Origin of the sequence: Acinetobacter sp. TSRC1-2, from assembly GCF_049895885.1 — a bacterium.
GTDB lineage: Bacteria > Pseudomonadota > Gammaproteobacteria > Pseudomonadales > Moraxellaceae > Acinetobacter.
In genome coordinates, this window is record NZ_JAFCTF010000012.1 from 51,616 (window position 1) to 65,371 (window position 13,756).

A 13,756-nucleotide genomic window follows, 5' to 3' on the forward strand; every position below is an offset into this window, starting at 1 on the left:
ATGCTAATAACACACTGTTAATATAGTCGAGTAGATTAACGGGCCAATATGCAGTTTTTAAAAATTCACTATGCGTAATTTAAATCATTTTTTATAATAAAATAAAAATCTTTTAGAATTAAAGCATATTCTTGAAATATAAAATCAAGCCAAAATATCCCTTCTGGAAAACAAAAAAAGCTTTCAAAATATTGAAAGCTTTTTATAAGAATATATTATTTTCAGGGCTTAAAACTCACAATTCGGAAGGCGCGCGGGATCAATAAAACGAATATTACGAGCCGCCGATACCTGAACCACCTTTTCTGGGTCGGTTAAATTATGCAATTCTGAGAATAGACTGGCTAAATCATTACCTGGACTTACCCAAAAAATGCCTTTAGCAGGTCCAGCCGAAGTAACTTTATAACCATGTGTAGTTCCACGTGGCCAGTAAAGGTAATCGCCCGCTTTGGCGGTTGTCCATTCACCATCCAGATAAAGTGAATACTCTCCCTCAAGAATAAAAGCATGTTCATCCTGGACCGGATGCATATGAGGCGGAACAAAAGTACCTGAAGGATCATTCGAAATCCAGGCAAAACTTGACTGTTGATCCCCCCCTACAATAGGTTCATATACATGGCCCAACACATTCCATTTAATATTTTTAAGTTCTTTATTTAAACGTGATTCACTGAACACTAAAGACGATAAATTTTTTTGATTTAACATTTCCATTTTGATACTCCCTTTTTTATCATTCAAACAATTTTTCGGCATTTTCACTATGCATTTTTTCATGACAATTTATTCAAAAAAATGGATAAAACACATACATAAAAATAAAAAATGCATATTCCTCATTATTAATCTCTATATAGTTAAAATTTTAATTGATCACAGAAATTTTATGAAAAATCTATTTAAAATTATAAAATTAACAGATGGTGAAGATCCAGATCCTCGTTTTACGCTTGCCAATGAAAGAACCTTTTTGGCATGGAATAGAACGGCACTGGCAATATTAGTGGGTGCGGTTGCATTTATTACCCTTAATAATGGAATGATTGAAAAAGTCATCGCCCATCAGATTTTTATCGCTTTAATTTTACTTTCCATTCTTCTTAGCGTAAGTGCGATTTTTCGCTGGTTCAGAATTGAATACGCGCTTAGAACCAAACAGTCACTTCCTTATCCCTGTATGGCTCCCCTCTTATCGGTTTTTAGCTTAATTCTGATTGTGTTCATTTTTATTCATATGAAATAGGAATAATGATGCAAGATAATGGACTTCAACCCGAAAGAACTTTTTTATCCCTAGAAAGAAGTTTATTTTCTTATATTATAATCAATTTTACTTTCTTTAAAATTTTGATGAGCAAACCTTCTGCCCTATTTTATATTTCTATTTTTATTGCATTAATAATTAATTTTTATTATTTTACTATGCTGATTAATTTTAAAAAAATAACCACACTGGGTACAAAGAGTAAGAATTCATTTATCCATCGTCTCCTATTATTGTCTTCTGGTATTTTCACAATTATTTTGGCTATCTTCGCTATCTGTATTATTTATTTATAAAAAAACCACTTTAAAAAAAATGGTTTTTATAGTATTTAAAATCATGCAGTTGTAGAACCATACAATCGTTCAATCGATTCTACTATTTCTCCATCTTCAAGGAAGTGAAAAAGTAAGCTAAAATGATCACTATTCTTAAGAATAGTAAAATTTGCAGTATTCCCCTTAAGTTCCCATTGATCTTTCATTTCTTGTGATTGTTGAATAAAAGCATGAGTTTCATTATTTCCAACAAAAAATTCAGCCGGCACTAAGTCTTTAGATACTCTTAATATCGGCGAATTATTTCTTGCCTGAATGTGATTTAATTTAATATTCATGTTTAGGCTGGTAGATATTAAAGGCTCTAAATCATATATTCCACTAATAGGAATAATTCCCTTAATATTTAACTGATCTTTAACTCTCTCTTTGGCATTTAATACCAACTCTGTTGTTAAGTGAGCACCTGCTGAATGGCCACAAATATACATAGGCAAGTTGTTAGAAGAACCATTTAAGTAGGTTTTAACAGTTAACAGTCCATAACTTAATGAGGTTCTTATCTTTTCAATACTGACTTCTGGGCAAAGAGGATAATTCATGATGGCAATATGATATCCCAGTTCAGCGAGATGATCGGCAATAAAATAAAATTGATTCTTATCTCTGGATTGCCAATATCCAGCATGTAAATAAACCAGAATGGCTTTTGCTTTACCTACTGCATAGCAAACATCAAAGCATTCGCGTGCATGAAAGCCGTAATGGAAATCTTTTTTCCATTCTTTACTGATCAGTACTAGCCGATTTAATTCCTCAATTCTAGCCATTACTTCATTATAGTTTTTATTTTTCTGTCCTGTTACGTAGTCATTTTCAAATTTACTTGCATCCATAGCCATTACTCTACCGTTTTCCTAAGCTCCTATTGAATATATTTATTTAAACTTTAAATATTCAAAAATTTATTTTTTTTATGCAATTTTCCTTATATCTTTCAATTGAGCAAGTGTAGTGACCTGATAAAGTTGGACACATCATTCCAATGCGATTAAGGGTAATACCGAACCTTACTTAAAACCAGAATTGTCCTTGAAGGAATCACCTTGGGTGCTAAAGTCCTTTAGGCACATTTTGAAGCTATAAAAACCATTGTAATGCGATTTATGAATAGCCACCAAAATTCTAGACACACAACCATCTTTTGATGGGCCTTTGCATACTCTAATGGAGAGCGTTGCCCATTAGAACCATATCTGCTTTTAGAATTCTTATTTTTTAGTGTTTATAGCAAGTAATGAGAAGCCCTCTGCTTAACCTTAGAATATATCAACCTATCAACAGTTTGTGTTTTGCTATAAACGATAAAATATAGGGTTTAGATTTAAACCTTATTGTTATGTCGAACAAACTCAAACGGCAAAAACTTATTCTCCCAGAAGGTCATGACAAACTCCTAATTTACTCCTGCTGTGCGCCGTGTTCAGGCGAAGTCATGGAAACCATGATTGAGTCAGACATCGGCTTTTTCAATCTTCTTCTACAATCCAAATATTTATCCAGTTAAAGAATCTTTAATTCGCAAGCAAGAAAACATTCGCTTTGCCCAAAAGCATAATATCGCTTTTATCGATTGCGACTACGATACAGACAACTGATTTGAAGCTGCCAAAAACATGGAAAATGAACCTAAAAAGGGATCCGCTTTACTATGTGTTTTGACATGTACTTCGAACGTACAGCACTTTTTATGATTGTTCATGTTCTACGCTTATTATTTAGTATTTACCGTTGCGGGAATAATTTTAAATTAACATTTGCTGCTGACATCGTAACTTTTGGATTAGCTTCACATGTATCATTTACAATAATAATTGGTCCATTGGTTAAGTTTCCTGAGCTAGTTGCTTCGGTAAGAGTTTAATTATGACTAAGAATGAAACTTCTTAAATATTGAAAATTAAAAGAAAAGAGTTCAAACACTGCTTCTGGTTCAAAAATAATATTCCTCTTTATAAGTTAAAATTAAATAATAATTTCATGCATTTTTTGCATAGCATAATTAAATTTTGCATTATCGTTTTCCCCGAAAAAAAGTGACACTTGCTGCAGTTAATTGCTTAATCAATGATTTTGCACCCAGCTTCTTAAAACAAAGCCTATATAAATTGATCAACATGGAATGTCATCAATACCTTGCTATTCAAGCAATAAACCTGATGCAAAGAAGATTAAAGAAGGAACTATTTTTATGAACCAGAAAAAATTGCTCAAATATATCCTGCTTGCAATGATCTCAGGAATACTCGTTGGTTGGGCCTTTCATAATATTTTAACGACTGCTCAAATAACGGAAATTGCAGCCTACTTCAAGATCGTTACAGATGTATTTTTAAGATTAATTAAAATGATTATTGCACCGTTAGTCTTTGCAACGATTGTTTCTGGTTTAATCTCAATGGGAAAATCATCTTCTTTGGGATCAATTACACTAAAAGCGATGAGTTGGTTTATTGGCGCCTCGTTTATCTCACTTTTGCTTGGAATGGGCTTAGCAAATTTTTTTCAGCCGGGATCGGGCATGAACCTGAGCATCCCGAAAGAGGTAGTAGATGTAGGGGTGAGTGCTACCAGTCTAAGCTTAGAAACATTTATTACGCATATTTTCCCGCGTAGTTTTGCAGAAGCGATGGCAAATAATGAAATATTACAAATTTTAGTTTTTTCAATTTTCTTTGGTTCAGCACTGGCTTATGTTCAGCACCATAGTGAAGCTACAGTGATTGGCCGAATTATTGATGAACTTTGTAAAGTCATGTTCCGTATCACCGATTATGTGATGGCTTTTGCACCTATTGCAGTTTTTGCAGCAATTGCCTCGGCCATTACTGTTCAAGGACCGAAGTTAATTCTTGATTACAGTATTTTCATTGGACAGTTCTATGTTGGATTGCTGATCCTGTGGACAATTTTAATTGCTTTCGGTTATATCTTCTTGAAAAAAGATGTTTTCAGATTAATGCGAGTGGTACGTGAACCGACCGTATTAGCATTTGCAACCGCCAGTAGTGAATCGGCTTACCCAAAAACCATGGAAGCTTTAGATAAGTTTGGTGTGCCAAAACGTATTACCAGCTTTGTTCTTCCATTGGGTTATTCATTTAATCTTGATGGTTCAATGATGTATATGGCGTTTGCCGTATTGTTTATCGCGCAAGCCTATAATATTGATTTAAGTTTTGCCCAACAGGCTTTGATATTACTTACATTGATGATCACCAGTAAAGGGATTGCTGGCGTTTCTCGTGCATCTATCGTGGTGATTGCTTCAACTCTTGCCATGTTCAAACTTCCTGAAGCGGGCATTTTATTAATTTTGGCTGTTGATCAGTTTTTAGATATGGGACGCACTGCCACCAATGTTATTGGAAATAGTATCGCTACAGCGGTGATTGCCCGTACTGAAGGCAATAAGCATGATCTTCCTGAAGAAGAAGGCGTTGTTATAGATACCCTTATCCCTGTAAATCGATTGGCTGATAATAATTAAGGGATTTCAGTAAAGTGTATATAAAATTAATGAAATAACCCATTTAGCAAGTAATTTTAAAAGGTGATTTTTAAAACAGGTAGCATAGATTTATAGTGCTATATGTTTTAAAGATCACCTTTTATTATTGGGGAGATGTGTTGTTTGAAAACCAAGCTTGATATATTTAAAATCAAAAATTTATAAATAGAAAAAATTTAAAATCATTTAGGTCTTTTAAATTTAATATCGGAAAAAACTCTTTAATACATTTAAAATATATCGAAATCTTCTATATGACTTCAACCATCAAGCAAATAATTTAAATTTAACTTTCCTTAAACTGATTTGTTAAGGTATTCCAGATATAATTAATTTTATTTGAGAATGCCATTTCACGCCTAATAATATATACATCTTGAAATAAATTATATTGATTACAATCAATTATTTTTAATTTATTATCAGCAATCTCTTTTTCAACCAATAATTTAGGTAACCATGCGATACCTAAGCCTTGTAGAACCAACTCTTTTAAATCACTTGCATTATCTGTTTCGTATAAAGTTCGATAATCTAATTTATTTTCAATCGCTTCATCAACACAGTTTCTTAAGTATGCTTGTTTACTATAAGCTAACAAGGGAAATGTCTGCTCGAATGAGTATTTGGGAGTACCATTATCATTTAATGCAGTTATAGGCAGTATTTCCATTTCAAAAATTTTATGGAATACGAAAAAAGATAGATCAAGTTGTTGTAAAGTTTTTTGATCACAATAACCAATTAAAAAATCACACGAACCATCTTTAAGTAAGCGCATTCCTTGTTTGAGATTAGCAGCAATAATTTCTAATTTTAAATCTTCCATGTGGGTTGATAATTCATGAATAAAACGAGGGAAAAACTGTGTAATTAGAGAATGAGACACTGCAAATTTGACCGTTAACTCATTGTTTTTAACATTCTTCTCTAGATATTTAATGGTTGTATCTAGCTGATTTTTTATGTTTTTTGAAGATGCCAATAAGACTTGACCTGCTTCTGTGAAATCAATATTTTTACTATATCGTTTTAAAATTTGGAAACCCAACGCATTTTCAATATTTTGAATCCTACGTGTAAATGCAGATTGTGTGACGTGACGTATCTCTGCCGCCTGGGAGATAGATTCTTCTTGCTCAAGTGCAAGTAAATCTTCAATCCATCGAATTTCCAAAGTCATAATCAATCCTTAATACATACTTTTATAAATTATAATCTATTATGCAAAAAATGCATGCAGTAATATCTTTTTACATTAGAAAAAAAATACTCTGCGCTCTAATATGGATTTATTGGAAATTAGAGTCTATTTAAATGAACATTAAGATCAATACACGTACTGAAAAAGACTTATTGGGTTATAAAGAAATTCCTACTCATTGTTATTATGGTATCCAGACTTTAAGAGCATTAGAAAATTTTAATTTAAGTCAAAACAAATTAAGTCAGTTTCCTGTTTTTATTAATGCACTCGCAATGGTTAAATCGGCATGTGCACATGCTAACTTTAAACTTAATAAGCTTGACGAAAACAAAAACAATGCCATTCAATATGCTTGCCAACAAATTTTTGATTATAAGTACCATGATCAATTTCCGATAGATATGATTCAAGGTGGTGCAGGCACTTCAACCAATATGAATATTAATGAAGTTCTGGCTAATATTGGTTTAGAGTATTTAGAATACTTAAAAGGTGACTATCAATACTTACACCCAAATAATGATGTTAATATGTCCCAGTCTACAAATGATGTTTATCCTACAGCTATTAAAATTGGTTTAATTGCTGCAATAGATCAATTAAACACCCCATTTTTAAACTTAATTCAAAGTTTTAAACATAAGTCAGATGAGTTTTCTCATATTTTAAAAATGGGTCGTACTCAGTTGCAAGATGCTGTTCCGATGACTTTAGGTCAAGAATTTGGCGCTTTTGCAACTACGCTACAAAATGATTTGAACAAGCTTAATCAAATCATGCCAGATGCCTTAAGTGTCGTGAATTTGGGGGGGACTGCAATTGGAACAGGTATTAATACCGAAGTTAAGTACCGTGAGTATGCGATTGCCTCATTATCGGAAATTACCCAACGAAAAATTAGTAGCGCACCTGATTTAATTGAAGCGACTTCAGATATGGGCGATTTCGTTTTATTATCTAGCTTATTAAAACGTACAGCCACTAAACTATCAAAAATTGCCAATGACTTACGTTTACTTTCTAGTGGCCCGCGCACAGGTATAAATGAAATTCATTTAGAACCACGTCAACCTGGTAGTTCAATTATGCCAGGTAAGGTTAATCCAGTTATTCCAGAAGCAATGAATTTAGTATGTTATCAAGTCATTGCCAATGATTTAGCCATTACTTTGGCTGCAGAAGCAGGCCAGTTACAGTTAAATGCTATGGAGCCTTTGATCGCTTTCAAACTGTTCGAATCTATTGATTTGCTAAGCAAAGCGATGCAAATGTTCCAACATAAATGTATTGAAAATATACGTGCAAATGCTGAACATTGTCAGGCAAATGTTGAAAATTCAATTGGTATTATTACCGCACTGAATCCGTATTTAGGTTATGAAACAACAACACGTATTGCGAAACACGCCCATGAATCAGGCCACAGCATTTTGGCTTTAATTAAAGCTGAAAATCTACTGTCAGATCAAGTTTTGGCTGAGGTTCTAGCGATCAACAATATGGTACAGCCTAAACAATGTGCTTAATCATCAGTTCGTATTAGTATTAATAGTTATCTAAGCTAAAAGGAATCTATTATCAGGTTCCTTTTAGCTTGAAACCCTTGTGCTGGAGGGGAAGATAAACAGCATGATCCATCATAATAAAAATCAGATCTTTCTTTTCTGGTACTTTTTGATCGACTCCCGGCCACTTTGGCATAGGACATTCTTATTTTGGAGCTGCCTCAAATAATTCTGCACTCACCCTATCGAGATGCGAATGGTACATGATTCGATTGTAGGATATTTCGATATACTCATCCTTTCCAAATATGGCTGTAGGTTATGTCAGTTTAGATAATTCCCTGTTGTGCCTAGAAGATTAGAGATAGGTCACTTGTCATTAACTTTACAAAATGAATAATGTATCCCCTAGCTCTCTTTGATAAATCAAAAAGTTGTTTATTTTTTAATTTATGAAAAAGTTCTAAGTAAGTTTGCTAATCTTCCTGTATGCACTCAATCTTCTAACTTTGATTGAATGCCAGCTCGTTAACAACCGTTTATATTTAGCTGTCTGATAAAACATTTCCCGTCGCTCTTATCACTTGGCATTTAAGGTAAATGATCTGGTTTAACGATTGGGTGAATCACTTTCAATACGACCATCAACCAAATTGATGGTGCGATCACAAGTGGCTGAAAGACGCGGATCATGCGTGACTAGCAGTACTGCACAATCACGTTCACGATGTACTTTACGAAACAGTTCAAACATTTCAGCAGCGGTCTGGGTATCCAGATTGCCTGTGGGTTCATCCGCCAAGAGTAGGGCCGGTTCAGTAATCAGCGCCCGGGCAATCGCCACCCGCTGTTGCTGACCACCTGAAAGCTCATTCGGTTTCCGGTCAGCGAACTTTTCCAAACCCACAGCAGCGAGCAAATCACGCGCCCGTTGCAGCCCTTGTTGATTCGGTTTGCCACGAGTCATCATTAGTGGCATTAAAATATTATCCAATGCGGTAAATGCCTGAATCAGATGATGAAACTGAAAAACAAACCCGATGCTGTTACCGCGCAGCGCAGTACGACCGCTGTCCTCCATCGCACTGGTCGGTTGTCCCAGTAGATAAAGTTCACCGCTGCTAGGTTTATCCAGCAGACCCAAGATATTCAATAAGGTACTTTTGCCAGATCCAGAAGGGCCAATCAGCGCAGCAAAGTCGTTGCGACCAATACACAGATCAATGCCATGCAGAACTTCAACTTCATTAGGCTGGCCGATATTATAAGATTTACGCAACCCTTCTAGGCGCAGCACTTCCTGAGACTGATCAGACATGACGAATTGCCTCCACAGGGTCGAGCGCTGCTGCCCGGCGCGATGGCACCGCTGCAGCCAGTACGCCTGTGAGTGTGGCCAGTAATAATGCCAGCATCACCAGCTCGATTGAAATCGGGATATAGAATAACCCCGGGCCAAAATTATTAAAGACCCAGACCAGACCATAACTGACCACACTGCCCAGCACCGAACCGAGCAAGCCAAAGATTGCGCCCTGGAATAAGAAAATTCGTAAGATTTGTGATTGAGTTGCTCCAGTGGCGCGTAAAATACCAATTTCCCGGGTGCGCTGTACCACACTGACCGACATCACGCTAGCAATCCCGAAAGCGACTGAAATCGCCACAAACACAATAATCATATTGGTCGACAGGCTCTGTGCGGTAATCGCATTCATGAGTTGCGCATTGGTTGAAATCCAGCTTTCTGCTTTCAATGAGGTCAAACGTCCTATCTGTGCCGCAATGTTATCTGCCTCAAAAATATCTGCAATGGTCAGGTCAATGACCGTCACCCCGCCCGGCAGACCCAGTAAAGACTGCGCCTGTTTCAAGTCCAGATAAACATAGCGTGCATCCAGTTCGCGTACCCCCAGTTCAAATATCCCGGCAATATTCACCAATGCACTATTCTGCTGACCGGTATCCAGTCGCAACTTGCTACCCACCTGAACACCCAGATCTTTGGCTAACTGGCTGCCAATCAGTACATCGTCAGCGCCCACTCGTAACTGACCACTCAGCAGATATTCTTTCAGCGGAATGATCTGTTGATAACGCTCTAGATTGATACCGACTAACGCGACCGATTCGACTGCATCACCCCGCTGGACAAATGCAGGTCCAGACACTACCGGAGATACAGCTGTCAGTACAGGCAACTGATCCAAGGTTTCGGTAATTTGCTGCCAGTTATTGATCGAGCGCAGCCGCTGTGCTCGCTTGTCTTCCTGCACTAATTGCACAGTCCCTACAGGAGGCGGCACAATCTGGTTCACCTGATCCGGTGAAAGCAAACGGATATGTGCCTGAGTGCCCAAAGTACGTTCGACAATATTCGACTGCAACCCTTGAATTAAAGCGCTAATAAACACGATTACAGCCACACCCACTGCGACACCGACAGTGATCATGATGGACTGCGCGCGACCCTCGCGCAAAAAACTGACCGCGATTTTCCATTCGATCCAAAGCCGCCCGAGAAAGTTTTTCAATCGAATTTCACCGGTAATTCATTTTTGCTGTCGGTATCATTAGCAGGATTCACCAATGTATTGTCTTGTGGCTTTAAACGGACTCTTGCCCCATCTTTTAAGGAAGATTCTGCATTAACCAGTACTTGATCACCAGCACTTAAACCAGAAATCACTTCTGACATGGCAAGACCACGTAAGCCTAAACTCACCTGCTGATGCTGTATTTTCCCATCATGCACCATTAATACCACTGCCTTATTTCCCTTGATACCACTTAAAGCATCATTGGGAATCGTGAGTGCCCGCGCTCGTCTATCTGTCTCGACATTAACCGATACGGTCATGTCCTGACGTAGAAAATCAGGCACTGGATTCACATTTAATCTGACCTCGACCGTACCACGCTGAGGATCAATGCTCGGTGCAATAAAATTGATACGGGCAGGGAAAGATTGATCTGGATAAGCATCGGTAATGACTGTTGCATTTTGCTGCAAGGCCAGTTGTGGTAAATTCCGCTCATCCAGCGGCACCCGGATTTCTGTATTACCCTTCAATGCAATCGTAAATAAAGTTTGCCCTGGCTGGACCAAATCACCCGGCTCCACATCACGTGTCAGTACAGTACCTGCGACCGCAGTGCGAATTTTTGTTTTGGCCAATTGCGCCTGCGCCACTGCAAGCTGCTGACGAAGTGAAGCTTCTTCGACTTGCCCCGGAGCCAGGGCTGCCGCTTTTAAGCGTGCCGTTTCAAAATTGTTACGCGCGACTCTTTCTGCTTCTACCGCCTGTTCTATTTCTTCAGCCGACAGGATCCCCGCTTCTGCATTGCGTCTACGGACTGCCTCACGACTCGCCTGTTCCAGTTGTGCTTTGGCACTGGCCAACTCTGCCACTGCCTGTGGCCGTGTGCTGGTTGCCAATTCGGTGAGTGTAAGCTCGGCCTGCCGCACTTGGGCAAGCAGCTCATCCGATTTCAGAACCACCAACAGGTCACCCGGTGAAACCTGGTCTCCTTCCTGTACCAGCCGTTGAAGAACTACACCGCTAATTTCACTGCCTACCTGAGCACGCGAAACCGTCGCCACTCGTCCGGTCGCAACGACATTTTGCACCAGAGGCATAGAGGTTATAGTATAACTTGGCAATACTGGCCCTTGCCACCAGCGAAATAGAGCAAAACCTACTGCAAGCACAAGCAATATAATGATCAAATATTTATAGCGGGTAGCACGCAAGGAGCATCTCCAGTTCGAATTAAAAGCTTGGGGCCTTAAATGGCAAAGTATCGTTAGCCTATAAATTTGTATCTTTTCATTTTAGTTAATTATCAAGCTCTATTGAAAAGTCTCATAAACCTAAACAGTTGAACGCGGCAGAAGAAACCCGGTATAGATTGATGATTATCCTCATTATCACCCGAATACGCCCATCTAAAGATAAACGAAAATAGTATCTTATACCTCTCTATTCGCACTTTTTGCTTGAAGACAGTTACATACAAACTTATTTCATAAGTCACTTTTACTGCATTATATATTATAAATCCGGTCATTAAGTTGAATCTAAGCTTCCCTCTTTTCCTTCGGTTTTGATAATGCGTTGCAAGTGTTTTGAAAGTTTTTCAGCCTGCCGAATAGATACTGAATCCCTATTCTTATTTATTGATCTCTCGATTATGAACTCTTAATTCAGCATTCAATTCGCAGTATTTTTTGATTTTAATAACAATAGGGTGTGGGAATAAAATGCATCAATATCCTCATAGCCTTAATCTGCAAGAATAAAAACCCCTGTAGAAATCAATTTTGAATTTCTTTTAAATAACTCGAACTCATGTACCGCACCGCGACTGTTACATAAACTTAGAATTTGCGGAGTTTTGGAGTAAATCCTGACTTAAACGTTAAAAGCGGAATTCTGCACATCAGTAGTTGAGAAATTTCCTATAACATGTAAACCAGAAGCCCAGGTTACTGTTATATGCTGAATTTATGTTTTATACATCTGCTAACAGATTTTTAGAGAGCTATCTGACCCTGCTAATCCATTATAAAAGTTTAGTACCTAGAGGATAGATCTCAAACTGCAACACAAGAGTAAAGCTTTCCTTTTTACATCATGTAATCCCCTATTCTGATTGAGTTGGTCCAATCGGTTTTTAGGAAAGTTTATAACTGCCGGTACTTTTTACCCACTCATTCTTTTTTAAGATAGTGTTGTCCAATTTGAGCGCTGCTTTATCTTATTCCTTTCATATCCAGGATACGAAGCGTGACTACTAGATTCCCCGCTTTTTAATATGCATTTTTGAAATCAGTTCTACGTAATACTAAAAACCCAGTCGTTATCAAAATAAGTAACAATTAAAATGCTTCCCGGAAGGGAAGCATGAATGTGTGTAAAAATAAAAAATTAAACCATAAACTTGCATTGGTACTTTTTTGATTAGACTTAGATTAATGGGCTAAATTTCTGAAAATAAGTTTAAGACTTTCTAACATTTTTTCAATTTGTAATGGCGTTAAACCTTCAAAAGATTGATCTAAAACGATGTAGCTGAGATCGTTAATTTTTTGCGCCATTAGTTGTCCTTTCTCGGTTAATACAACCCGTGTAATGCGGGCGTCATCTTCACAACAATAAGTATTGACTAATCCTTCATCTTTTAAACGGTAAACAATTTTTGTGGTGGTCGACATTTTGCAAATCACCATTTCGGATAGATCAGATACACTTGCCTGGGGTTTGACTTTTAAAGCTTGTAAAATACGCCGACGAGAATTATCTAAACCATATTTTTTTAATGCCTGATCAACATTCTTTACATATTGAGCATGTACTTGTGTGACCCAGTAATATGGGGAATGATCCAGATTAAAATCGGCTGCTGGAGAAAAAAACTTATTGAATTTTTTTGTCATGATTGAAAACCTTTAATTTATTGTTGTAATTGAAATTATTTTTTAATCCTCAAATTCTATTTGAAAGATACTCGTTTTAGCAATACATATTAAATTACTTTTATTGCTTATACCGATATTAAGTTTCTTGTACAATTGTTAGAAAAGCTACACATACTTTAAATCCTGTGTAACAAAATTTTAGTAAATAAAAAATCTGCCCTCTTGCCCGAGTTTTCGTATCGCTTAGCTTCGTATAACTCCTGCCTTACCTTACTGTTTTGTGCACATCTATATTTTTATTATTGTTTGGGACTTGCTATTCTTCAGATCCTTATCATGGGAAATTACACTCGAAACATATAACTACAAAGGGTCGGAATTTTACTCAGCAAATGTGCAGCAAACCGTGTAATAACTATCCCCACTTTATCCACAGAAATTGGGGATAATTTTGATGCCGAAAGCAGCACAAACATTGAAAAAAAATCATTTTTGATTATTTT

General features: G+C 37.0%; 10 protein-coding genes and 1 pseudogene. 4 read left to right on the plus strand and 7 right to left on the minus strand.

The genetic code is table 11. The annotated features are described in order from the left end of the window. Window positions 1-228: 228 nt before the first annotated feature. Window positions 229-720, minus strand: a complete 492-nt coding sequence (locus tag ACP69Y_RS12660; RefSeq protein ID WP_425918724.1) for a cupin domain-containing protein — start codon at window positions 718-720, stop codon at window positions 229-231. A gap of 172 nt (window positions 721-892) precedes the next feature. On the opposite strand from ACP69Y_RS12660, the gene ACP69Y_RS12665 reads away from it, so the two are divergent. After that, window positions 893-1,249 (plus strand): YidH family protein, encoded by a 357-nt coding sequence (locus ACP69Y_RS12665; protein ID WP_425918725.1) that lies wholly within the window; start codon window positions 893-895, stop codon window positions 1,247-1,249. 358 nt (window positions 1,250-1,607) lie between these two features. On the opposite strand, the gene ACP69Y_RS12670 is transcribed toward ACP69Y_RS12665, so the two are convergent. Beyond that, window positions 1,608-2,450, minus strand: a complete 843-nt coding sequence (locus tag ACP69Y_RS12670) for an alpha/beta hydrolase (protein WP_425918726.1) — start codon at window positions 2,448-2,450, stop codon at window positions 1,608-1,610. A 497-nt stretch (window positions 2,451-2,947) separates the two neighbouring features. Here ACP69Y_RS12670 and ACP69Y_RS12675 point away from each other — a divergent pair. Together ACP69Y_RS12675 and ACP69Y_RS12680 are read left to right on the plus strand one after the other, a co-directional pair. Then, window positions 2,948-3,331: pseudogene (locus ACP69Y_RS12675) on the plus strand (epoxyqueuosine reductase QueH); the annotation flags it as partial. Window positions 3,332-3,799: 468 nt separating this feature from the next. Then, the gene (locus ACP69Y_RS12680; RefSeq protein WP_425918728.1) at window positions 3,800-5,098 is read left to right on the plus strand and encodes a dicarboxylate/amino acid:cation symporter; all 1,299 of its coding nucleotides are present in this window, start codon (window positions 3,800-3,802) and stop codon (window positions 5,096-5,098) included. 307 nt (window positions 5,099-5,405) lie between these two features. Here ACP69Y_RS12680 and ACP69Y_RS12685 read toward each other — a convergent pair whose 3' ends face one another. Then, entirely contained in the window at window positions 5,406-6,302 is an 897-nt protein-coding gene (locus ACP69Y_RS12685; protein ID WP_425918729.1) for a LysR substrate-binding domain-containing protein, read from the minus strand. A 134-nt stretch (window positions 6,303-6,436) separates the two neighbouring features. On the opposite strand from ACP69Y_RS12685, the gene ACP69Y_RS12690 reads away from it, so the two are divergent. After that, window positions 6,437-7,852 (plus strand): aspartate ammonia-lyase, encoded by a 1,416-nt coding sequence (locus ACP69Y_RS12690; RefSeq protein ID WP_425918730.1) that lies wholly within the window; start codon window positions 6,437-6,439, stop codon window positions 7,850-7,852. Between the two features lie 589 nt (window positions 7,853-8,441). On the opposite strand, the gene ACP69Y_RS12695 is transcribed toward ACP69Y_RS12690, so the two are convergent. The 4 genes from ACP69Y_RS12695 to ACP69Y_RS12710 all read right to left on the minus strand — a co-directional run bounded on the left by ACP69Y_RS12695 (window position 8,442) and on the right by ACP69Y_RS12710 (window position 13,271). Beyond that, window positions 8,442-9,149, minus strand: a complete 708-nt coding sequence (locus ACP69Y_RS12695; protein ID WP_425918731.1) for an ABC transporter ATP-binding protein — start codon at window positions 9,147-9,149, stop codon at window positions 8,442-8,444. Further along, a complete protein-coding gene (locus ACP69Y_RS12700; RefSeq protein WP_425918733.1) occupies window positions 9,142-10,365 on the minus strand; it encodes an ABC transporter permease in 1,224 nt (407 codons plus the stop codon). Before ACP69Y_RS12700 ends, ACP69Y_RS12695 begins: the two co-directional genes overlap by 8 nt. Further along, a complete protein-coding gene (locus ACP69Y_RS12705; RefSeq protein ID WP_425918734.1) occupies window positions 10,362-11,585 on the minus strand; it encodes an efflux RND transporter periplasmic adaptor subunit in 1,224 nt (407 codons plus the stop codon). The genes ACP69Y_RS12700 and ACP69Y_RS12705 overlap by 4 nt, the downstream gene beginning before the upstream one ends. 1,221 nt (window positions 11,586-12,806) lie before the next feature. Further along, a complete protein-coding gene (locus tag ACP69Y_RS12710; RefSeq protein WP_425918735.1) occupies window positions 12,807-13,271 on the minus strand; it encodes a MarR family winged helix-turn-helix transcriptional regulator in 465 nt (154 codons plus the stop codon). Window positions 13,272-13,756 lie beyond the last annotated feature (485 nt).